Source organism: Fischerella sp. (genome assembly GCF_013388695.1).
Classification (GTDB): Bacteria; Cyanobacteriota; Cyanobacteriia; order Cyanobacteriales; family Nostocaceae; genus PCC9605.
Window position 1 is genome coordinate 72,932 of the sequence record NZ_JACAEU010000014.1, and the last position, 23,294, is coordinate 96,225.

The following is a 23,294-nucleotide window of genomic DNA, read 5'->3' on the forward strand; positions in this document are numbered from 1 at the left end:
CGTTGGAATCAATTTTATCGAGCAGTTAAATTGACAAAATCCTTGTCAAATAACTGTTTCACAGATATTCCACCTCAAAAAATATTGCAGTAATGCATTGTCACAGTCAGGTCTTATGAGTAGCATTTACAACAATAATCAAGATTCAAAATCTTTATTCACCACTGAGAACATCATTTTGGCTAGCATCGGTTGGGGTGTACTAGCACTTTTGTACTTTTTGTTATTTAGTGCTAAAGTCCCAGCCGAGCCAGATTGTATAGCCAAGTTGAGTGCAAAAGCTCTAGAAACAAATTGCTTAAGGCGTGCTGATTGGTATGTTCTTGGCACAAATGTTTTTGAAGCGCTAGCTTACCTGGCTGCTAGTATCTTATGTTTTAGGAATTGGCGCAGTCAGCAAATAGTTAGCGGTCGTAAAGTATGGCTGGCAATTGGTATTGGTATGCTTTCTTATTTTTTGGGAGGAATATTTTTTGGGTATACGGAAATAGTCCTACAAGAAGAACCTTTCCCTTCCTTAGGTGATGTATTTTTTGTAATAACATATCTATTGCTGGGCGTAGGCATGGCTTTAGCAGTGGCTTCTAGACGACTGAATTTGGAAACTTCACAGTGGATAATAGTATTAGCAATAGGAGCTTTTGGTAGTGCGTTGGCATGGTTAATTTCCAATCAACCGCAGGCAGCAGTCGAAGCCCAATATCCTCCCGGATTGGAATTGGTTGCTTCCGCTTTGAATTGGTTTTACGTGATCAGCGACGTATTGCTGTTAATTATCGCTACTACCCTATTACTAGCTTTTTGGGGCGGACGAGTTTCTCTTTCTTGGCGTATGATTGCAGCTGCGACATTTTCGCTCTACATTGCAGATATGTGGTATAAATACGCCACGAATTCGATTCCGAATTATCAAAGTGGAGAGATACTAGAAGTATTTTGGGTGTGGAGTGGAGTGTTATTTGGTATGGGTGCCGTCTTGGAATATGACGCATCATTAAACCGTTCCCGGCGAGAACGGGTCAGAAAACGTACTTAGAAAAATTTTTGTTTGGTGTTTGCCGTGAGAAAACTAACAGAATCTGATAAGCAAGAAATCCTAAAATTATATCGTCAAACTGCTGAAACGACCTCTACTTTGGCCGAACGTTATGACGTGAGTAACTCGACAATTAGCCGTTTACTTAAAAGTACATTAGCAGAAGACGAGTACGAGTACCTTGTTTCTTTAAAGCGTGCTGCCAGAACTCCTGAGGGAAGAGCGCAGGTAAGCTACGAAAATCCGCCTGTATTTATCCAACCAAAACTAGAACCTGAAGAGGAGCCACTAGAGCCACTAGAGGAGGAAGTGCCAGAGGAACAACCCAGTCCTATTGCTATGACTGAGGAACAAGTTTCCCATCGCAGAAGAGTGCGGCGGCGCTCCTCTGCTCCATCGGAACCAACGCCACCAGTAGCTGAGCAATTGGAGCTTTTACCCCAAATTCAAGAAGTGACAAATATTCCCAGTCCGCTTGTTGAAGATACACGTGCGGATGCCAAAGTCATAGCGGAAATGTTGGGAGAAGACTTGTTAGATGAGTCGGAGGAGTTAGAGGATTTAGATGAAGACCTCGACGAAGAAGACTTTGAGGATGAAGATTTCGAGGAGGAAGAAGACTTTGTAGAAGCACCACGCCTAGTGACAAGAGCTAGAACTGGTGATGCTTTTGTGCGAGTCTTGCCGCTATCGGCAGCTAGTCTACCCAGAACTTGCTATTTGGTGATCGATCGCTCCTCGGAATTAATCACCAGACCACTTAGGGACTTTGGCGACTTGGGACATATCCCCAGTCTGGAAACTCAGGAAAGAACTCTGCCAGTGTTTGATAATCATCGAGTGGCAAAGCGCTTTTCTACCAAACGCGATCGCGTAGTGAAAGTTCCTGATAGCAGAATGCTGCACAAGGCTCGTTATCACTTAGAAGCTAAGGGCATTACCCGACTGTTGATCGATGGTCAGGTCTATTCTCTGTCTACGGTGTAGTCATTAGTCAAGAGTCAAGAGTCAAGAGTCAATAGACTATTAACTATGGACTTTTGACAAATCCAAAATTTGAGCAAATTTATTTATGGATAACTCAACTGGCTACGGTATAGTTTTGGTGACTGCTGCCTCTAGGGAAGAGGCAGAGGCGATCGCATCTGTTCTTGTAGAATCTAAGCTTGCTGCTTGCGTAAATTTTTTCCCTATCCAGTCTGTTTATACCTGGCAAGGAGAAGTACAAAAAGAGCAAGAATGGCAGCTGTTCATCAAAACTGACTTGAGCCAATTTTCTAACTTAGAAGCCAAAATTCACGAGATTCACTCTTACCAAGTTCCAGAAATTATTGCTCTGCCTATTCTTGCAGGTTCTCATCCCTATTTGCAGTGGATTTCAGAACAAGTTAATCATTAGTCATTGGTCATTGGTCATTAGTCATTGGTGATTGGTAGTTAATTTTTCTCCACGTTCCTACCAATAACTTATACCAATTCCCTTTAGCCATGAAACATATTTTGTTGTAGAGACGTTGCATGCAACGTCTCTACAGGATTTATATGTATCGTGATTAAGGTGAAATGGTATTAGCGATCGGACGACCTCTGTGGGTAAAGCAGAATTCCATAATTTTTACGCGTGAAAACCTAATCCCCAATCCCTAATCCCCAGTTCCTTTTACATCAGCGAAAAAATTTTGGACTTTTGACTATTGACTTTGGACTCTGGAGCGATCGCGTATATTTAGTTTACAAAACTCGACAAAACTTAAGTTCAGGTGAGAGAAACTAGCAGTAATCTTGAAATTAATTAATTATTTTTTATATTCCGGGGTATACGCTTTATGAAAGCTTTACTACTCTGGCCCATAATGCCCAATTCCTTCTGGTCTTACCAGGAAACTCTGGACTTGGCGGGTTTACGCTCTACTAATCCACCATTGGGTTTAATCACAGTAGCGGCGATGTTACCTGCTGATTGGGAAATTCGCTTTGTCGATCGCAATATCCGTCTGGAGGAGGATGACGATTGGGCATGGTGCGATATTGTCATCATGTCTGCAATGATTATCCAGAAACAAGATTTTTGGGAGTTAATTCAAAAAGGAGTGGCGTTAGGTAAAAAAGTGGCGGTAGGCGGGCCTTTCCCCACATCAGTACCGGAATTTGCTTTGGAAGCAGGAGCGCATTATTTGATTTTAGATGAGGGGGAATACACTATCCCCATGTTTTTAGAAGCTTTAGCACGGGGAGAAGAACGGGGCATTTTCCGCGCGACAGAAAAACCTGATGTTACTCAAACACCCATTGCACGCTTTGACTTGCTGGATCTAGATGCTTACCTGGCAATCACAGTACAGTTTTCGCGAGGGTGTCCGTTCCAGTGTGAATTTTGTGACATTATCAACTTGTACGGACGCAAGCCCCGCACTAAAACACCAGAACAAATGCTCAAGGAATTTCAAGTCCTCTACGATTTGGGCTGGCGGCGCTACGTATTCGTAGTGGATGACAATTTTATTGGCAATAAACGCAACGCTAAAGTATTTCTACAGGCGCTCATTCCCTGGATGGAAGAACATGATTACCCGTTCATTCTGGTGACAGAAGCTTCTCTCAACCTAGCGGAGGATGAGGAACTAATAGAATTGATGGTCAAAGCTGGTTTCACTCTTGTGTTTATGGGCATTGAAACCCCAGACACAGATAGTCTTTTGGGTATTCATAAAGTTCAGAATACACGCCATGACTTAATCGAATCTTGTCACAAAATCACGCGGGCAGGATTGCAGATTATGTCTGGCTTTATCATGGGATTTGACAACGAACGCCCTGGTGCAGGCCGGCGCATCCAGGAATTTATTGAAGAAACAGGTATTCCCCAAGGACAGTTTAGCTTGCTGCAAGCATTGCAAAATACTGCCATGTGGAACCGCCTGAAGCAGGAAGGGCGACTCGTTGATGGCTTGGGAACATTCCACCAAGGTGCGATTATGAACTTTGTACCGACACGTCCGGTGGAAGAAATAGTTGAGGAATATATCGACGCCTTCTGGAATATCTATGAACCGATGCCTTATCTGAAACGGACATTCCGCCACTTTATGATGATGAAAGGTTGGCGGGGTAAAACTAAGCGTCCGATCGCATCGAAGGAGATACGTTTATATACTGCAATTTGCTGGCGACAGGGTATAGTACGTTCTACGCGCTGGCGGTTCTGGTGGCAATTAGTGGCGATCGCTTTTTCCAAACCCCGTTTATTGTATGACTACTTAACTACCCTAGGTGTAGGCGAACACTTCTTTAACTACCGCCACGAAGTGAGGGCACAATTGCTGCAAAAACTGGCAGCGTTGAAACAAGATACACAAGAACAGGAGAAGACCGCAACTTATTCGCTAGAACTTATTAATTGAATAGATGACAAGTATTAGGTGGGCACGAATAAAGTTAACTTGTGAGGATCGTCATTTGTCATTTGTCATTGGTAAGGGTTTGAGTATTTTTATATTCCAAAACACATAGCTGCTTTTATTCCCACCTACCTACTTAACGGTTTGAGATTTGGGATTTTGTAAGACAACTGGGCGCGATCCGAGATGGCAATTATCTCTGCGTTAAGAACTCAGAAAAAGGATTTTTAAAAGTTAGAAGATTACCTCAATCAAAATACAATCAGGGAAATACAGCAATGAAAGCACTGTTACTTTATCCCGGCTTTCCCAAAACCTTTTGGTCCTATGACGAATTCATGAAAATAGCAGGACTAAAGGCATTTATTCCACCGTTGGGCATTCTGACTGTTGCTGCGCTGCTACCAGCAGACTGGGAAATTCGATTTTACGATCGCAATGTCAATCAGGAAACCGATGCTGATTGGCAGTGGTGCGAGATCGTGATTCTCTCTGCCATGCTTGCACAAAAACAAGACTTTCTTGCCCTCATTCAAAAAGCAGTACAGCTAGGGAAAAAAGTAGCAGTGGGTGGCCCTTATCCAACCTCAGTGCCAGAAGCTGCCCTCCAAGCGGGAGCTAATTACCTAATTTTAGATGAAGGGGAGATTACAGTTCCGCAATTTCTAGAAGCGATCGCCCAAAATCAAGAGCAAGGTATTTTTCGCGCTTTGGAAAAGCCAGACGTGACTACAAGTCCCATACCTCGCTTCGATTTGCTCAAGCGCGATGAATACTTAACGATGGCGATCCAGTTTTCTCGCGGTTGTCCCTTCCAATGCGAATTTTGTGACATCATTAACCTTTATGGACGCAAACCGCGCACCAAAGAACCCAGTCAAACCTTGGCGGAACTGCAAACCCTTTATGATTTGGGCTGGCGTGGCTCTGTCTTAATAGTGGATGATAACTTTATCGGTAATACACGCAATGTCAAACGCCTGCTGCGAGAATTAATTCCTTGGATGCAGGAACGTCATTATCCCTTCACCTTCCTGACCGAAGCTTCTGTTAATTTAGCAGAGGATAGCGAACTACTAGAGCTAATGAATCAAGCTGGATTCTATGCAGTCTTTCTAGGGATTGAAACTCCCGATCAAGACAGTCTGCAAGTAACTCGCAAGTTTCAAAATACTCGCAATCCCCTGTTAGAAGCTTGTCAGACCATCAACCAAGCTGGTTTGCTCATTTATGCAGGATTTATAATTGGTTTTGATGGAGAACGGGCGGGTGCTGGTGAACGGATTCAAACTTTTGTAGAACAAACTAGTATTCCCCAACCAATGTTAGGCGTACTGCAAGCCCTTCCTAATACAGCACTTTGGCAAAGACTAAAACAAGAGCAGCGATTATTGGAGGGATTCGGAGGTTTGGAGGTAGGAGATCAGAATTCTCTGATGAATTTCGTGCCTACTCGACCGATGGCTGAAGTTGCTAAAGAATATGTAGAGGCAATCTGGACAATGTACGAACCCAGAAACTATCTGCGACGTTGTTTTCAACAATGCCTCAACATCACACCCAATCCTCAGCTACAGCAGACAATGTATTTCCCTCCTGGCAAAGGACTGCGCCTACTCGCTCAGTTACTCTGGCGTCAAGGCTGGCAAAGACGAGAAATTCGCTTGCAGTTTTGGCAACAGCTTTGGGCTATCCTACGCACCAAGCCTCAATTCCTGAATATGTATTTGGGCTTGTGTGCTGCTGGCGAGCATTTTTGGGAATACCGGGTTTTAGCCAGAGAGCGCATTACTGAGCAGTTAGGATTTGATCCGCTGACTATGCCTAATTCTGTGGAACAAGAATTAGCGACAGTTTGAGAAAACAGTGGCGATCGCATTTGAGATTGTGCATAGAAAAAGTGCGATCGCTCAATACCAAAACTCAATTGATACAAACTGCTCTTTCACATAAACTGCTTTGATTACAGCGGCTTCTGCAGAGGTATTTATGCAAGGCTTTCGACTGGGTTCGATTTTTGGTTTTGAAATTCGCGTTGACTTATCCTGGTTTCTGATTTTCTTTCTGATTCTGTGGACGTTAACGACAGGGGTATTTCCAGGAAACTATCCAGGACTGTCAAGCGCAACATACATTGGTATGGGTGTGGTGGGAACGTTACTGTTCTTTGTGTCGCTACTTGCTCACGAACTTTCCCACTCGTTTTTGGCAAAAGCCAAGGGAATTCCCGTAGAAGGAATTACCCTTTTTATTTTTGGTGGCGTTTCTCGCACTCGTATGGAAGCTGAAACTCCTGGTGATGAATTTCAAATTGCTGGGGTAGGGCCTTTAACCAGTTTAGCGATCGCTGTGTTGTGTGGTTTCCTATGGTGGATTGGCAGAAATGCGGGCTGGAGTATTGCAGTTAACGGTGTAACTGCTTATCTAGCCACTATCAACCTGATGTTAGCTATTTTCAACCTTTTACCTGGTTTTCCGTTGGATGGTGGTCGTGTGTTCCGTGCCATTGTTTGGAAGATTACTAGTAACTATAAAAAAGCTACGCGCATTGCTACCATTGGCGGTAAAGTACTGGGTTACGCCATTATTGGTTTGGGTTTGCTTCAGCTATTTGGCGGTTTTGTTCTTAGTGGACTGTGGCTAATCTTCATCGGTTGGTTCCTGATCAATGCAGCGGAAGCTAGTTACCAGGATTTATTAATTCGCAGCGCCTTAGAAGGAGTACCCGCGCGGGAATTGATGACTCCTTATCCAGAAACCGTCAGCGCCGATCTGAGTTTGCAAAGACTGGTAGACGAATACTTTATGCATCGACGCTACGAGGGTTTTCCTGTTACCGAAGACAATCGTCTTGTCGGTATTATTACCCTAAATCAGGTCAAGGATGTTCCTCGTGAGAAATGGGGCGATCAAACCGTGAGAAACATCATGCGACCAATAGAGAATGGGGTGACTGTCCGCCCACAAGAGAAGATGTCACAAGTGTTGCAAAAAATGGAAGAGTGCGAAGTACGCAGAGTGTTAGTTACTAAAAACGGCTCTTTAGAGGGGATCATTACTGCCGGTGATATAGCCAGATGGTTGCGGCGCAGGCGAGATTTAGGCGAGGTAATGAGTTAAAAGTGATATGTGTCTGTTCTAATTTTATTGCCCCTTCTGTTTGCTGGTTTTCTCTTTCAATAACCAAGATTGATGCAATTCAGGTGATTATTGGCGATCGCCACCAGAAATGGCTTTTTTTTCAAAAATCAAATATGAGTCCTATAGACTGAATACTGATTGTTTAGAACTAACAACTTTGACTGCAAATTGTTGCTGGAGTGGGGTGAAATGTGGTTACAAAGTAACAATGATTAAAGCATTAACAAAAATATTATGACTGCTACAGCACCATCCTCCAATCTACCCGCATTGGCAGAATTAAAGTCAGGATTCCCCAATATTTGCGGTTGGGAAGCAGAAATCAAATCTGTAGTTCAAAACAATGAACCAGTATTTTTGACTACTACTAATCTCTGCTTGGAAAACATCACGGCGGGGTTTGCGTGCGCCCTACACATGCATCAACCCACTATCCCCGCAGGTGCAAATAGCCAACTGATTAGCAATCTCCAGTATATGTTTGAACATCCCCATGAGGGAGATAACCACAATGCGGAAGTCTTTGCCTGGTGCTACAGTCGCATGGGAGAATTCATTCCTCAGTTGATTTCCCAAGGCTGCAACCCTCGGATAATGCTTGACTATTCGGGCAATTTGCTGTGGGGGTTGCGCCAAATGGGACGCGATGACATCTTCAACAATCTCAAGCGCATCACCTGCGATCCTCAATATCAGCCTTATGTAGAATGGCTGGGAACAATGTGGAGTCATGCGGTAGTTCCTTCTACTCCCATTCCTGACATTAAACTGCACATACAAGCGTGGCAACACTATTTTGCAGCAATTTTTGGTTACGACGCCCTCAAGCGTGTAAAGGGCTTTTCTCCTCCAGAAATGCACTTACCCAATCACCCAGATACCTTGTTTGAATACATCAAAGCGCTAAAAGAATGCGGGTATCGGTGGCTAATGGTACAAGAGCATTCGCTGGAACGCCTGGATGGTTCTGGGTTACGCCACGAAGATAAATATATTCCCAATCGTTTAGTTGCCCGTAATTCTCAGGGGGAAACTATCAGCATTACAGTGTTAATTAAAACTCAAGGTTCGGATACAAAATTAGTAGCCCAGATGCAACCTTATTTTGAGGCTAAAGGCAGAGGTAAGCAGCAAATTGGAAATATGATGGTTCCCTCTTTGGTAACGCAAATTGCCGATGGTGAAAATGGCGGCGTGATGATGAATGAATATCCCCGCGATTTATTTAGGGTATATCACGAAATCCGCGATGCAGATAACAATTATGGGGGTGTGGTTGCACTCAACGGTACAGAATATTTAGAACTTATTGAGGCTGCTGGTGTTAATCCCGGAGATTATCCAACTTGTCAAGCCGTTAATCAATACAAAATTTGGCAGCGAGTCGAACCAGGTGATGCTACGCCGGAAGCTGTAGAAAAGGCGATCGCAGAATTAAGAGCAACTGACCACCAATTCCATATGGATGGTGCTTCTTGGACAAATAATTTAAGTTGGGTGGAAGGCTATGAAAATGTCTTAGACCCAATGAAAAAACTCAGCGTGATGTTTCACGAAAAATACGATGCGTTGGTACAACAAGACCCCTCAGTAACACAGCGTCCTGACTACCAGGAAGCTTTGCTATATAACTTGTTGTTGCAAACAAGCTGTTTCCGCTACTGGGGACAAGGGACTTGGACTGATTATGCTGGCGAAATTTATCGGCAGGGTGAAGCAGTTTTAAGCAACTGGAAATAACGCCGGAGGGTAAATAGATACACACAGATGCACATGGATAAATTATCTGTGTGCATCTGTGGTCGATTCCAAAACTTAATTTTTCCCATAGTTTCTTCCACTTAACTCCGTTACCAGGTTGAACCTGATAACGAGAATTAAGAGACTCTGGCTTTCTCACTCGAATGGTGAGCCAGTTCTCGTCATGTTGAAATAAACTTCTCCAGACAAAATTCCTGTAATTAAGTCTGTAAAACTATTCACAAAAACTTGACTCGCCACATCGAGTCATAAACTATGAAAAAAGGATAAATACTCTTTAAATTCATCTTATGTAACTTTGCAATCATTGCTTTACATCTACTTCAAATTTTTTAGTAGGTGGCTGCATGACCAGAATTGTAATTTCTGACCTCAATAATGTTGATGTTGAGACATTTTTCACGGAATTATCCACTGAAAAAATGCAGACTACAAACTTTTGGATAGAAGATTTTTTTATCTTCGTACTTAATATTTACTTCATAAACACGATTAGTTTTTCTCTGATAAATAAACTCATCTACTTAGATAAAACTTTGAGACATAATTCCAGTAGTTATGTCTAAACCCTTCACAAATAACCCTTGATTCTGCGTTTTGAAAACAGCAAAATAAAGACATGGATGAAGCGAACAAAAGCTGAACCAAACAAACCAACTAATCTTAACTCAAGAGGAATTAATCCATGTCTAGAATCACAATCTCTGATATCTCTGTAGAACAAATTACCGAAATTTCTGAAGCTGATACTGCTGCTGTTGTGGGTGGTACCGGCGAATTTAACGCACTCCTTGCTGGTTTTGCTGGTTTCGGAAAAGAAATCGCTAGCCAGAAAATCTGGAGCATTGTAGATATTTTCAAATATGCTGTAGATGGAATTGGCAAAGTTTAATCTCTAAAGTCACGCTGTTGTAGTTGTAGAACAATGATAGTTTGTTCTACAACTACAGACCAAAACACAACGTAATAATCGAATTAACCCTATGATTGTAGCGGAAAAATAGGTTGTGTTGCGAATACTTGAAGTTTCTGCAACACAACCTATTTGTTCTCGAAACAAATTTCACAGTTGACAGTAGTTATTTCTATCACTAATATCTTTCACCATTCTCTATAAGAGCCAGAGGCTATTTTGCTGCCTCTGAACTGCTGCAATTGGTATAAAATGTGAACTTAAGCTTGCTTCAGCAATTCATTTGTTAATAAAGAATTACTTTGTGATTCTAAATCCACATTAATTTTCCATGTAGAAATTTGTTGTTGTAACCAATCAGCAAATAAATCACTCATAACCTTAACTCGCATTAACTCGTTTAATTGAGGTTGAATGATTTCTTCCACCCAGATTAAATGAACTCCTTTAGGAGTAACAATAGGCATGATTGCTCCCGGTGGATTGCAAGCAAAAACAGCAGCTGCAATTTCTGGCTTTAATTCGCTTCGAGTTTGCACACCACGATATCCACCAGCACGGCGTAATTCTGGATTTTGAATATATTGGCGAGCAATTTCTGCAAAACTTATTTCGCCTTCTTTAAGACTATAAAACAGTTCTAAAGCCAAGTCTTCGTCATCTAAGACAACTTCATAGATAGCCGCAGCGACATAATTGAGTTGATTTTCATAAAAGAACGGCTCAACTTTGTCAGCAAATAAATGATTAGCCAGTTTAGCAGAAAGCAAATTAGTTTCAGCTAATAATTCAAATTCTTCTACAGAAAGATGATGTTTTGCTAACCATGCCCAAGTGTCTTCAGCTTTAAGCAGGTTATTAGCCAAGCGCAGACTATCTGCTGCCTTTTGTAGTTCTGTTAGCTCAACTTTTATCCCTGCTTTGGTTGCAGCATCAGCGACAATCTTGCGATTCGCGATCGCTTGCACTAAATTTGGAATTTGGCACGAGAGTTTAATTTGCTGCAAAATATCTACACTGGAAATATTCAACTCTTTTGACATGGTGAAATTATTACAATTACGAACTGTGGATATGGTCTGTTGTTAGTTGGCAGTTAATAGTTCTTAACTAACTAATAGCTAATAATATCAACTGATTGTTAATTACTAACAACTGACCATCTCTAAATAACTACAACTCCAAACCACCTTTTTCCAGTTTCTTGAACGGATCTAACATAAAATCAATTACACGACGCTGGCGGACAATTACCTCGGCAGTCGCTGTTTGACCAGGTGTGATGATGATACGTTTATTTCCAGCTTGGATATAAGGCTTATCTAAAGCAACTTCTACCTCAAACATTTCGACATTACCTTGAGAAGTTTCAACCACTTTTGAGTCTGGTGAAATCCAATGCACGCGCCCTTGAACAACTCCATAATCTTGGAAAGGATAGGCATCAAATTTAATTTTCACAGGCATACCCACCTTCAAGAAACCGCTCTGTTGGCTGGGCATTTGTGCCTTGAGGATATAACCGGAATTCTTGGGTGCAATCTGAGCAATTCCTTGACCAACTTGAACTACAGCACCTGGTTTTTCAATCGGCAAATCATAAATTACACCATCAACTGGCGCTCTCACAATGCGTTGCTGTAACTGAATTTTTAATGCTAAAATCTGGCTCTTGTTTTGAGCCATTAGCGATCGCAATTCGGTAATTTGTGTTTGCACATCTTTGAGTTGTTGCTGATTTTTCAGAACAGCTAATTTACCTGCTTCCACTACACCTTTATAGCTGTTACGCTGTTCTTGCAGACGGAGTTTTGCTTGCTCAATCTCTGCCTTTGCCTGGTTAATAATTGTTTGATAACGGCTAGTTTCTTCTTTTAAACGTAATTCGGCTTGTTTTGCATCAGATTCTGCTTTTTCTTGTAATTCTTGACTTTCTTGGGCTGTCTTTTCTATTTCTACAACTTTGACTCGCGGAACAACGCCTTGGTTTTGCAATTGCCGGTAGCGTTCAACTTCGACTGCATCTCGCTCTAAACGACTTTGAGCTAATTGATGAACAGCCTGCGTAGTGTTAATATCCTGCTTTGCTTGATCGACTAAAGCTAGTTTTTCTAATTTTTGTAAGTTATAAGTACTCTCTTTTGCATCTAAGTTTTGCTGCGCTTGATTTACTTGAGCAAGTTTTTCTAATTCTTGGGATTTGTTTTGTTGCTCTTGAACACTAGTTGTTAAGATGATTTGGTTTTTGAGCAACTCCAACTGTGCCAACCGATTTTGGTATCCTTCAAGCTTAGTGTGGGCTTGCTGTAAATCGGTTCGCAGGACATCTGATTCCAACTCAACTAAAATTTGTCCTGCTTTAACGGTATCTCCTTCCTTGGTCTTAACAGAAATAACACTACCACTGACTTGACTATCTAATTTTTGTAGTTTGCCTATTGGTTCTATCCGTCCTCTGGCACTTCCTGTCTCATCTACTTGAGAAAGCATTGCCCAAGGTAAAGTGACCACAGCAAAACTGACTAGAAAATACAGCGAGGAGCGTGTCCAGCGCTTAGGTAAAGCATCTAGCAGTTCTTCTGTGCCGTAAAACCAATCGTTTCCCTCAGTATCTGCCAATCTTCTTTGATGATTGGACTCGTTAAAATTACCAACGTCTTCAGGGTATGTATATTTGCGACGGTCATCTGTGTCGTTTTTTTTCAGTACAGATGATAAGTTGTTGGATAAGTTAGCCATAGTTCCGTACCACCGTTCAGGTTGATTGTGTGTCTTGGTTCTACTGGAAGTCAGAGAGAGACGGAGAAAAATGTGCATTTCAACCAACTTGGGCGAGTTGCTGCTGGTTGAGGTAAAAGTAATGTCCTTTGGCTTTGATTAATTCATCATGATTGCCACTTTCAATCAACACACCGCGATCCAAAACCAGAATTAAATCCGCATTGCGAATCGTCGAAAGACGATGGGCAATAATGATACTTGTGCGCCCTGTGAGAATCGTTTTGAGATTGTTTTGAATAATCCGCTCCGATTCCGAATCTAAATGACTGGTGGCTTCGTCAAAAATTAATAAGCGGGGATTACCAACCAAAGCTCTAGCGATCGCCAAGCGTTGGCGTTGTCCACCAGAGAGCAAACCACCACCTTCACCAATTTGGGTTTCGTAACCCATTGGTAGTTGGCGGATGAATTCATCTGCACCAGCGATGGTTGCAGCTTGGGTAATTTCTTCTAGAGTGGCTTGGGGATGAGCGATGCTGAGGTTTTCGCGAATTGTGCCACCAAATAAAAAGGTGTCTTGGTCAACAACTCCAATTTGTTGGCGCAGCGATCGCAAAGAGAGAGTTGTAACATCTTGACCATCAATCAAGATTTTGCCATCTGTCGGTGGGTATAAACCTAAAAGGAGTTTTGAAAGAGTAGTTTTACCAGATCCACTACGTCCAACGACGGCGACTGTTTGTTCGGGCTTGATTTCAAAACTAAGATTTTCTAATACGTTACGGTCACTTTCGGGGTGATAGCGGAATGTAACTGCAACAAAGCGAATACTACCGTGCAGCTTGGGGATAAATTGCTTGGGCGAGGTCTGTAAGTCTTCTTCTGGTTCAGCTTGCAGAACATCGTTGATCCGTTCGGTAGAAATCACGATTTCTTGTAGTTCATTCCACAGTACTACCAGCCGTTGGAAAGGCCGAATCACCTGACCCAACAACATATTAAAAGCAACTAATTGTCCGATCGTTAATTGGTTTTGAATTACCTGCCATGCACCAAACCAAAGTAAAACTGTAGTTGCTAAGGTTTCGATGGTAGTACTGAAAACCTGCAATCGTACACCGATCACTTGCCCGGAAAAATTTTTTTTCACCGCTTGATTGAGTAATTCCTCCCAACGCCAGCGGACTGTCTGCTCAATTGCCATTGAGCGGATTGTCCGGATACCTGTAAGTGATTCGATCAGATAGCTACTTTCTTTAGCTAGGGTATTAAAAATTTCTCTGGATATTAAGCGTAAAAAAGGTGTGGCGATCGCCGCCAGTAACACAAATGGTGGCACAACTAATAGCACTAGTAATGCTAGCTGCCAACTGTACCAAAACATCAAGCCGATATAAATAAATACCGTCACTAAATCCAGAGTGGTTGACAGTGCTTCCCCTGCGAGGAAGCGCTGAATTTTCTGGTTTTCTTGGACGCGAGACACAATATCACCAACGTAACGAGACTCAAAAAATGCCAAAGGTAAACGAAAGGTGTGTTTAATAAAACCTACCATCAAGGCGACGCCTATACGGTTGGCTGTGTGATCGAGTAAATATTGCCGCAGTCCACTCATGGCGACACGGAACAAACCAAAAATGATTAACCCCAAACCGACAGCGTTTAAAGTCAGGGTGCTACCTTGGACAACGACTCGATCTAACAGTAGTTGAGTGAATAGTGGCGTTACCAACCCAAATAACTGAATCAAGACAGAAGCAACCACTACCTCTAGCAACACTTGAGTATGGGGTTTGATTAAATCAAAAAACTGCCAGAATGGTTGAGTTGCTTCTGGGGTTTCTTTTAACCCAGCGGTTGGTTGCAATAACAATGCATAACCAGTCCAACCAGCATTGAATTGTTTGTGAGTGAGGCTGCGTTGTCCAATGGCTGGATCGCAGATAATGACTCGCTTTTTCGTAATTTCGTAGACGACGATGTAATGCTTACCTTCCCAATGAGCAATTGCAGGTAAGGGTTGTTCTGCCAATTTTTCCAGACTAGCTTTCACAGGCCGGGTAGAAAAGCCAATACTTTCTGCGGCTGCAACTAAACCCTTGATGGAAGCACCACTGCGGTTAGTATTAGCTAAATCCCGCAACAGACTAATACTAAATCGCTTGCCCCAATAACGACTAATCATCACCAAGCAAGCGGCACCACAGTCTGAGGCGCTTTGTTGAGCATAGAAGGGATAGCGCTGAGTGATGTGTCCCCAAACTTGCCCGATTTTTACTTGGGGATTGGGAAAATAAGATCTGCGTTTTTTTGACTTTGGTGCTGGTGAGGGTTCTGGTTGGGGAAAGGGAATGACTGTTCTGCCGTTGGTAGGTGCTTCTGTGGTGGCTGAAGTTGGTTCTGAATTAATCAACTGGGCTAAATCAGGCCAAGATTGCAGTGCAGTTTCCCAATCTGCATGGGAGAGTGTGTAGGCAATTGTTGTCGGTTGTGTTACTTGCCAATCACCCTGGCGAGAAATTTCGCAGAGATTGCCAGGAGTTAAACGGCTACCATCAGGACTCTGTAATTCTCCCCGATGCAGCAGCCACAGTTTGCTATCTTGGCGGAGTGTGGCATAGAGACTGCCCAATTCCAAACTATGCCGCCTAAACAAAGATAAAGCTTTGAGTATCTCTTCACAAGAGGTAGTGCTTTTGTCTTGTTGCTGAGGTAACAAAGCGAGCATTAAATCCCAAATTTCTGCTTTTTTTCTGAGGCGATCGCCAATAGGAGGATACTTGTCCATCAAAGTATGCAACACTTCATCTGGCAGATAAGCAAGTTGCAAGTTGGCAGAAGCCCTAGCAGCATATGGTAGCCATTCTTGTTGTGCAAACAAAGTCATCTCACCAAATGATGCTCCAGCATTGAGGGTAGTAATTAAGTTGTTCGAGCTATCTAATAGCCGCACTTTACCCACCAACACTAGATAAATTCCGGATTTACCCGATGTTGCTTGCCAAAACAGCTTTGCTACTGGTGGCTTTAATATTTCTGTTGCTTTTATACAGCTTTGCAGTTCTTGATTGGCAAGCTTTTCACCTAAAATCTCGGTGAGTCTTTGACCTAGCTGTTGCTGGTCAAATACTGATGGCATTTTCGTACCTCGCAAGTAGATTTAGTTGCTGATTTTCATCAAGTCGAACGACCAATCAACCCGCAACTCACAACTGGATTGCAAATCGCAAATCTTAATCCCATTGTTTTTGAATTGGGCAGTTTCTTTATCTTGTTGGTGTTTTTGTTTTGTAGAAAGCCCCTTCTGTTTGAGTAGGCGGTTGATGTGGCGATCGCTGATTTCAATCCCTAGTTCTAAAGCTAGGTGTTTGCTTAACCATTGGGCTGTCCAATTGGCAAAGGCATAGCCATATTCACGCGGACTATGTGTTACTAGTTCTTGCAATCTTTCAAGATATTGCTTGTTAACGGTTTTCGGTCTACCTTTTAGTCGCTCATTCCATTTATGTGCTAGGCCTGCTTGTACCATAGCAATCCAATACCGCGCCATCTCCTGCGAACAACCTAAAATTTGGCAGATTTGAGTCTGGGTTTTACCCATATCTGCCAACAACATGATTTCTAATCTGCGTCGGTATTCTGGTTGCAAATCAGTTTGCAAATTCTTGAGCAAAAGTTTCCGTTGAAATGGCGTTAAAAATTTACTCTTTTTTGTGTCATAGCTCTCAAGAGCATTGTCTTTACTGGAATGGTTTGGCATATTTGTCACCAGTTGGCGTCAACTGTAGTAAGTGGACTTAATTTGTTTTTTATTTACAAATTGTTACCAACTTTGTATCCGTTATTTTGCAAACATTGTTCAAGAAAATTTGTTTTCACCCATAGTGTGTTAATATACATCAAATAAATGGTATTTTTATTTACATGTTGTTAAGATTCTTTTTTCAAGATGGTCTCTTTGTCGCTAAACTCCTCATATTTTTTTTGAATTATCAAACTCAATTTGTTAAAATTACCAACCAAAATTGGGCAGAAAAGATGAATTGTAAGTGAATTTATTACAGCTTTATTCCTAAATCGCTTTATATAAGCAGGAATCATCTCTCTAATTAGAGCCATAAATCCACTTGAAGCAACTCAAAAATTCTTGTAGATTCTTGCATCAGTAGAAATCCTTACATAAAAAAGTCGTAGGTTTTATCTCCTTCAAAGAAAAAATGTCTGTTTCTTTTGATCGTTGTACTGTTCCATACAGCCTAATCGATTTCCGGTCTGAGTGTTTTCTCTGCCGAGGAAATTTACAGTATCTTCATGAGAAACTAAGAATATTTTCATAAAAAAGCAAAATATTTTACACAAATTTCACAAAAACCTGGTATTTCTCTCCTAGCGCTTCCTAGTATGATTACGTAGGTAATATCCTACGATGTTGAGTTGTATCACTACAAACTGAAACTGCATCAGGTTATTGCTGTCTTTTGGGTGCAAAGACAGTAATCAACTTTTTTTAACGTGGTAGAGTTAAGAGCGGCTTGAAGATTTATCGAGGTAGATGCTGCAAATTGCCTAATTTTGCCATCATCCGGCTATCACAGCTAATGTTACAAGCCTGAGGATGTACAACGTCAATGTCGTCAAATAACAGGAAGTATTATGAATCAGCAGATGAAATTAGTCAAACGCTTTTTGCTGATCGCTACATCAGCGATCGCCAGTTCTCTATTAGCAAATTCACCGAGTCAGGCTGCAACTATAGCTTTGTCTGACAGTTTCGTGATTTTAAATGAATTTAGTCAAAATCCAATTAGCACCGGAACTGATACGAAAACTAATACTAATACAGTTGCTAGTGGTGATGATGGATCGGCAATAGCGATCGCCCAAGCACAAGCTTCTTTTCTCAGCAATCCCCTGTTGCCAGCAGATACTTCATCTGACACAGATATGAATATTAACCAACTTCCTATGGAACCACCAGCAGACATAGATTTGGGATTGGAGGAAGAAATTGCACCTTTATTATCTTCATTAGCTTCGCCTGCGGCATACAATACATCTTCTAGTATGGTGACAGGTTTTGGTAAAAATAACTCTGGACGAGCAAACAGTGAAGCTACAGTCGTTGGTGATTTCTTTGTGAATGCTGGTACATCCTTTAGTTTTGATTTTATTACCAACTTAAACCTGTATGCTAGTGTGGACGATCCAATTACGGAAAATGCCGCAGCTAGTGGAGATATACTTTTAGCTTTAGTGAATCCAGAAACAGAGGAAGTACTAGATTTCTTCTTAGCTACTGGTAAAGTAGACAGCAAAAATCAAGATGTGCTTGATTATCTGGGAAGTAGCAACATTAGTTTAGAGCCTCTCAATCAAGAGACTGACTTTGGTAGCAATCAAGAAAGTGCCGATCTGATTGTGCAGGGTTCTTTAAAACGCGATTTTGAGCAGGATACAAACGTGAGGTTGGTTGAATTTAAACGCAATCAAGCTGAAGTTGCAGTTCCTGAACCTTTAACTATCTCGGGTTCCCTCTTGTCTGGTTGTTTTTTGCTGATTGCGAAGCGTCAGCGCAAAGCAAATTCGTAATTTCAGTTATTAACATAGCTGCTTTTATTCCCATTTACCCACTTAAAAAAATTTATGGTGGTTCAATCAAAGTAGCTTGTATAGCAACTGTGAATAGTCAAGTTCGCGCCTTCATGAACTCCAAGCACCTGTTTTAATGGCATCACTATCCTACTGCGTGTTTAATAGCACTTTTTATTTACGTAATATCGCTTAAGTAATTACGCATGGCTTTAATAAAATTTTACCAACACACTAGTTAATTTCAACTATACTAAAGGGTGAGGGTGAAGCGAGTTAAAGCCTACATCCAAAATATAGACTAAATTTATCAGGGTAATTTCGCCATCCAAAAGTTTTAGCGAATAGCATTTGCCACAAAGCAAAGTTTATGTAAGTGACTTTGCGGGCGAAATAAGACGGTGAATCTATGTTGAATTAGAGATTTAATATTTATGTTCAGCAAATTTCTGCCGTAGGTTAGCTCTTGCTTATTCAAAAAAAGGTTATACCTTGGCTGCGGCTGCAACCATCATATTGATGTCTAAAACTTCAACAACAACTAAAAAGTACAAATCAATCAAGAGGAGTGAGCGATAATATCATGGCTAGAATTACAATTTCTGACATTTCTTTGGAGCAAAACTATCTTGCAGACTTATCTGAAACTGAGTCTGCATTTGTTCAAGGTGGTTTAAATTTTAATACCTTTCTTCTCGGTTTGGCTGGGCTAGCTTTTCTACTTTCATACAAGAAAATTAATGCAATCCAAACGCTCGCTCTTTTCTCAATTAAAGCGGTAACTTCCGTTTAATCAATTAGATAAGATGTAGGGTGTGTTAACGCGACAGCGTAACGCACCCTACCATTCATTAGTGTCTTTAGTTTTTATATTTTTAATATTCCCAGTGCGATGCTCCGAAGGAGCAGTCTTTGACCATCGCAACTATTAGGTATATAGTTTCCCCTTCGGTTTGTGCTGCAAAAGACACAAAAATTTTGCCTGATTTATACCAATCTGAATAGAATAGCGATCGCCCACCCACACTTCTATGACAATTACTGGGCGAAGAGTTAAACCCTCATAGAGAAGGGATGAGACAGCCAAAGGCAAAGACCTCTTAGAAACTACAATTAGATTTAAAGTATAGGGAAGGGGTGAGATTGAAAAGTTATTAGTCTCACTCTCATACCGCCCGTCCTAATTATTTTCCTGGTCTAATTGCCATAGAATGAGCCTCCTGGGCCGGTTCCGTATAGCAGGGTGGTTTCATACAAAGAGAGAAAAAAGTAGATCGAGTTGATTAGACAAAGCACGTTGAGCTTGGGGAATAGTACGGAAACCAAAAAAACGAGCGATCGTAATGAAAGAAGTATGTAGGATAGCCCAATTCACAGGAGCATAACCACCACGACGAGGAGGAAAAGTTTTTATTCCTAGAGATTAATTTTAATTTAGATACCTATAAACTTATTTCATAACGCTAGTATCTATTACAACAAGGCAGAAGGTAAAACGCTCAAAAAATAAGCTTTTTGCTTAATTTCAACGTTATCTTTGTTTCCAACATAACATACTAGCCACTATTTTCTAGTTTTTAATCATAACTTAAATTCTGCCTACGATAGATGAAAATTTGATATTTTAGGAAATATCATAGATGCATTTGTATATATAACTAATTAAATTTATTTTAGTTAGTAAAACTAAATATTGTGAAAAATCACATCACTTCAGGGCAAATGCATTTGAAATTTTCTCAAGATATCAAGATACTTTTGCAACGTTTAGCCGAACAGCCTTTGTCACTTGGAGATGTTCTAGCAGAAACCTCTGAACGAGGTTTTAGCTTGGTGATTGCACTATTAGTTTTGCCATTTTTGTTTCCCATGCCACCAGGATTAACAGGCCCATTTGGTGGTGCTTGCTTGATATTATCAGTGCAGATGATTTTAGGAAGGCGATCGCCTTGGCTCCCTCACAAAATCGCTAAGTATAAATTTCCTCGTTACTTTGCACAGATACTATTGCAAAATCTGCAACGTGTTACCAGAATTTTAGAAAAAATTGCTCGTCCTCGATTGTCTAAAATAGCTGACCATGGCTGGGTTTGGCGTCTTAATGGGCTTTGTATTTCCTGGCTGGCTGTGTTGCTAATATCACCAGTTCCGCTTACAAATCCCATTCCTACTATAGGTATTTTACTGTTAGCAGTAGCAACAATAGAATCAGATGGTTTACTGATGTGTATTGGCTACATTTTTACTGTTTTAACTACTTTATTATTTGCCTTTATTGGTTATGTATTTTTTATAGCTCCAAGCTTGATACCAGCACTCTGGCGGTAATTAATTATCAAATGATTTTGAATTTAGAATTTTTAATTACTTAATAAAAACCCTCAGTTCAAGACTGAGGGCAGCAATTAGGGTGCATCTACCATTTATGTATCCATCATGGTGATAACAGTATCAGGAAAAATTGACTAGTTACAGAAATTTTTCAATACCTAAAAGGGAAGAAGTTTTACTAATTTGGAACATGTTATAATAAAGCCCCCAGCCAGAGGCTGAAGGCTACAAAAAACTCGGGTGCATCTACCATTTCTTTATCCGTCATACTAATGAATGCATCCGGAAGAATTTATCGATAGCGATCCCCGGTTTTAATAGCAGAGTTGTTGGAATGGAAATGGCGATCGCGCTTTTGTGTTTATCTTCTAGTTTGCCAACTCGTTGAAGTACTGTAATATACTAAGCTACTCATCAATATTAAAGTTTATATTTGTAAGTGTCCTTTCTCAATGAGCTTTTCAGCTTCTAAATTAATAAGTATTACTTGCAAAGTTAATAACCAAGTGATGATAGGGCGTTTCATTCATTACCTACAATCTCATCTGTTTGCTAATTTGCAAACAAACTAAATTGAGGTAAAATTCTCCATTCAACAGCCTCAACAAAATTAAATCACTGCAAAACAGAGTAATGAGCAATAAATCTGCCCTGCATCAGAGATTTTCTAGAAACGTCCGTCAAAAGTGCAACTAACGATTTGAGTCACTCCGCCTTTCGCGAGGCTTTAGGAGTCGATAATTGCCCCTGTCAAGGTGTAAGTCTTGGAAGTTGAAGGTTGCACCACCAAAGGGCTAGAGTCGATAATCAGTCTTCTCTCGAATCAACACTTTCATTTAGTGGCTGGGTAGACATTACCTATCTGGATGACAATCTCCGCCTTGTGCGTGGTAATCAGAGAAATTTGTATGTGCTGGTGCGAGATGAATGAAGTCTCTACTGCTCATTTAGCGTTATTTTCACTACTTTCAGGTGTGTAGAGGACGTTGAAGAGAAGCCGCATTTATTCGTAACTGGCTCACCACCAACAAACAACAAAAATTTGTTGCCAGTCCGGAATAGTTTATATTGATTGGGGATAATTTGTTATCACCGGGAAGGAAACCTCTATAAAAGAGCGTCAGACATATATACAAGTGTAACTAGATGATCAGCGGCATGAAATTTCAACTGTTCTTAGCCTCTTTGTTTTCCCAGATTAAAGGACGCCATTGGTGGTTTGGTATGCTTTTGTGGATTGCATTGTGCTTACCTGCACAAGCATCTGTAATCCTGCGCGTAGCAATTGAGCGGGATGTCAATCAGGTGAAAGTGGGTAGTTCCACAACTGCGGTTGTCAAAGATAGTAGTGGCCGTACTCTGGGACAATTACCGGCGATGAATGCGTATTATGCTCAACCGGTTTCTGGCGGAGTTGCTTTGGATAAGTGGCGTTCTGCTTTATTTTGGATTGAACCGACAGGTAAGGGATTTGTTTATATTGGCGATCGCTGGTATCGAGGCAGAACTTTAGTTGTTCCCACAGAAAAAGGCCTAACTGCTGTTAACTGGGTGGATTTGGAAGAATATCTCTACAGCGTTATCGGTGGCGAAATGGACACCCGCTGGCCTCTAGAAGCCCTCAAAGCTCAAGCGATCGCTGCCCGTACTTATGCTCTTTACGAGCGTCAAAGACAGCGCAATAACCCTATTTACGACTTGGGTGATACTCCAGATCGCTGGCAGATTTACAAAGGCGTACTCAGTGAAACTAGCACTACCTATGCAGCTGTAGATACTACTGCGGGACAGGTACTCACTTACAAAAATCAGCTGATTCTCTCTGTGTTCCATGCTTGTTCCGGCGGACACACTGAAAACGTCGAAGATGTCTGGGGAAGCAAAGAAGATTACTTGCGTGCGGTTCCCGACTTCGACCAAAATATCCGCGAGTGCTATTGGGCAAGAACCTTTTCTCCAACGGAAATTAGCACCAAATTTCCAGAAATTGGCAATCCCAAGCAGATGATTGTAGAGAAGCGATCGCCTTTCAACAGCGTCAAAGCTTTAAAAATAGTCGGCGACAAGGGTGAAAAGGTGCTGCGAGGTGAAGAAGTGCGGACTGCCTTGAAGCTAAGAAGCACTCGCTTTAACGTCTCCAACGGCAATGGTGGTTTTTTACTGCAAGGACTAGGTTTCGGTCATGCGATCGGCATGAGTCAATGGGGAGCCTACAATTTAGCTCTACAGGGAGCAAATCACCTGCAAATTTTGGGGCATTACTATAAAGGCGTAGCCCTCACACCAATTAAGGTGAGTAACAAGTAATGAAATGACTAACTAATGTGGTGGTTGGTGGTTGGTGGTTGGTGGTTAGTGGTTAGTGGTTAGTGGTTAGTGGTTAGTGGTTAGTGGTTAGTGG

The 23,294-nt window shown here is 41.4% G+C and carries 18 protein-coding genes; 13 read left to right on the forward strand and 5 right to left on the reverse strand.

What is annotated here, in order from left to right:
* Positions 1-115 precede the first annotated feature (115 nt).
* From HXY43_RS02710 to HXY43_RS02745, 8 genes are all read left to right on the forward strand, one after another.
* The gene (locus HXY43_RS02710) at positions 116-1,036 is read left to right on the forward strand and encodes a hypothetical protein (RefSeq protein WP_290879698.1); all 921 of its coding nucleotides are present in this window, start codon (positions 116-118) and stop codon (positions 1,034-1,036) included.
* Positions 1,037-1,060: 24 nt separating this feature from the next.
* Positions 1,061-2,023: a transposase gene (locus tag HXY43_RS02715; RefSeq protein ID WP_290879700.1), complete on the forward strand. Its 963-nt coding sequence runs from the start codon at positions 1,061-1,063 to the stop codon at positions 2,021-2,023.
* Between the two features lie 85 nt (positions 2,024-2,108).
* Positions 2,109-2,435 carry a divalent-cation tolerance protein CutA gene (cutA, locus tag HXY43_RS02720; protein ID WP_290879703.1) on the forward strand — a complete coding sequence of 109 codons (327 nt, stop codon included), beginning with the start codon at positions 2,109-2,111 and terminating at the stop codon, positions 2,433-2,435.
* Positions 2,436-2,862: 427 nt separating this feature from the next.
* Complete coding sequence (locus tag HXY43_RS02725) at positions 2,863-4,437, forward strand: B12-binding domain-containing radical SAM protein (RefSeq protein WP_290879705.1); 1,575 nt, start codon at positions 2,863-2,865, stop codon at positions 4,435-4,437.
* Positions 4,438-4,712: 275 nt separating this feature from the next.
* The gene (locus HXY43_RS02730) at positions 4,713-6,293 is read left to right on the forward strand and encodes a B12-binding domain-containing radical SAM protein (RefSeq protein WP_290879708.1); all 1,581 of its coding nucleotides are present in this window, start codon (positions 4,713-4,715) and stop codon (positions 6,291-6,293) included.
* A gap of 130 nt (positions 6,294-6,423) precedes the next feature.
* Positions 6,424-7,554, forward strand: coding sequence for a site-2 protease family protein (locus HXY43_RS02735; RefSeq protein ID WP_290879710.1), 1,131 nt, complete (start codon positions 6,424-6,426; stop codon positions 7,552-7,554).
* A gap of 255 nt (positions 7,555-7,809) precedes the next feature.
* Entirely contained in the window at positions 7,810-9,315 is a 1,506-nt protein-coding gene (locus tag HXY43_RS02740) for a glycosyl hydrolase family 57 (RefSeq protein ID WP_290879712.1), read from the forward strand.
* A gap of 706 nt (positions 9,316-10,021) precedes the next feature.
* A complete protein-coding gene (locus HXY43_RS02745) occupies positions 10,022-10,228 on the forward strand; it encodes a hypothetical protein (protein ID WP_290879715.1) in 207 nt (68 codons plus the stop codon).
* Positions 10,229-10,509: 281 nt separating this feature from the next.
* Here HXY43_RS02745 and HXY43_RS02750 read toward each other — a convergent pair whose 3' ends face one another.
* From HXY43_RS02750 to HXY43_RS02765, 4 genes are all read right to left on the reverse strand, one after another.
* Positions 10,510-11,292, reverse strand: coding sequence for a peptidylprolyl isomerase (locus HXY43_RS02750; RefSeq protein WP_290879717.1), 783 nt, complete (start codon positions 11,290-11,292; stop codon positions 10,510-10,512).
* Positions 11,293-11,422: 130 nt separating this feature from the next.
* Positions 11,423-12,988 (reverse strand): HlyD family efflux transporter periplasmic adaptor subunit, encoded by a 1,566-nt coding sequence (locus HXY43_RS02755; protein WP_290879720.1) that lies wholly within the window; start codon positions 12,986-12,988, stop codon positions 11,423-11,425.
* Positions 12,989-13,067: 79 nt separating this feature from the next.
* Entirely contained in the window at positions 13,068-16,112 is a 3,045-nt protein-coding gene (locus HXY43_RS02760; protein ID WP_290879723.1) for a peptidase domain-containing ABC transporter, read from the reverse strand.
* A 21-nt stretch (positions 16,113-16,133) separates the two neighbouring features.
* Entirely contained in the window at positions 16,134-16,733 is a 600-nt protein-coding gene (locus tag HXY43_RS02765) for a helix-turn-helix domain-containing protein (protein ID WP_290879725.1), read from the reverse strand.
* Between the two features lie 893 nt (positions 16,734-17,626).
* Between HXY43_RS02765 and HXY43_RS02770 the strand changes: the two genes are divergently transcribed.
* Together HXY43_RS02770 and HXY43_RS02775 are read left to right on the forward strand one after the other, a co-directional pair.
* Positions 17,627-18,562, forward strand: coding sequence for a hypothetical protein (locus HXY43_RS02770; protein ID WP_290879728.1), 936 nt, complete (start codon positions 17,627-17,629; stop codon positions 18,560-18,562).
* A gap of 583 nt (positions 18,563-19,145) precedes the next feature.
* Positions 19,146-19,355: a hypothetical protein gene (locus HXY43_RS02775; protein ID WP_290879730.1), complete on the forward strand. Its 210-nt coding sequence runs from the start codon at positions 19,146-19,148 to the stop codon at positions 19,353-19,355.
* Between the two features lie 135 nt (positions 19,356-19,490).
* Here the strand turns inward: HXY43_RS02775 and HXY43_RS02780 are convergent, their stop codons facing one another.
* Positions 19,491-19,649 carry a hypothetical protein gene (locus tag HXY43_RS02780; RefSeq protein WP_290879732.1) on the reverse strand — a complete coding sequence of 53 codons (159 nt, stop codon included), beginning with the start codon at positions 19,647-19,649 and terminating at the stop codon, positions 19,491-19,493.
* 635 nt (positions 19,650-20,284) lie between these two features.
* On the opposite strand from HXY43_RS02780, the gene HXY43_RS02785 reads away from it, so the two are divergent.
* The 3 genes from HXY43_RS02785 to HXY43_RS02795 all read left to right on the forward strand — a co-directional run bounded on the left by HXY43_RS02785 (position 20,285) and on the right by HXY43_RS02795 (position 23,200).
* Complete coding sequence (locus HXY43_RS02785; RefSeq protein ID WP_290879733.1) at positions 20,285-20,890, forward strand: exopolysaccharide biosynthesis protein; 606 nt, start codon at positions 20,285-20,287, stop codon at positions 20,888-20,890.
* 781 nt (positions 20,891-21,671) lie between these two features.
* A complete protein-coding gene (locus HXY43_RS02790) occupies positions 21,672-21,824 on the forward strand; it encodes a PAP/fibrillin family protein (RefSeq protein ID WP_082209750.1) in 153 nt (50 codons plus the stop codon).
* Positions 21,825-22,039: 215 nt separating this feature from the next.
* Complete coding sequence (locus tag HXY43_RS02795) at positions 22,040-23,200, forward strand: SpoIID/LytB domain-containing protein (protein ID WP_290879736.1); 1,161 nt, start codon at positions 22,040-22,042, stop codon at positions 23,198-23,200.
* Positions 23,201-23,294 lie beyond the last annotated feature (94 nt).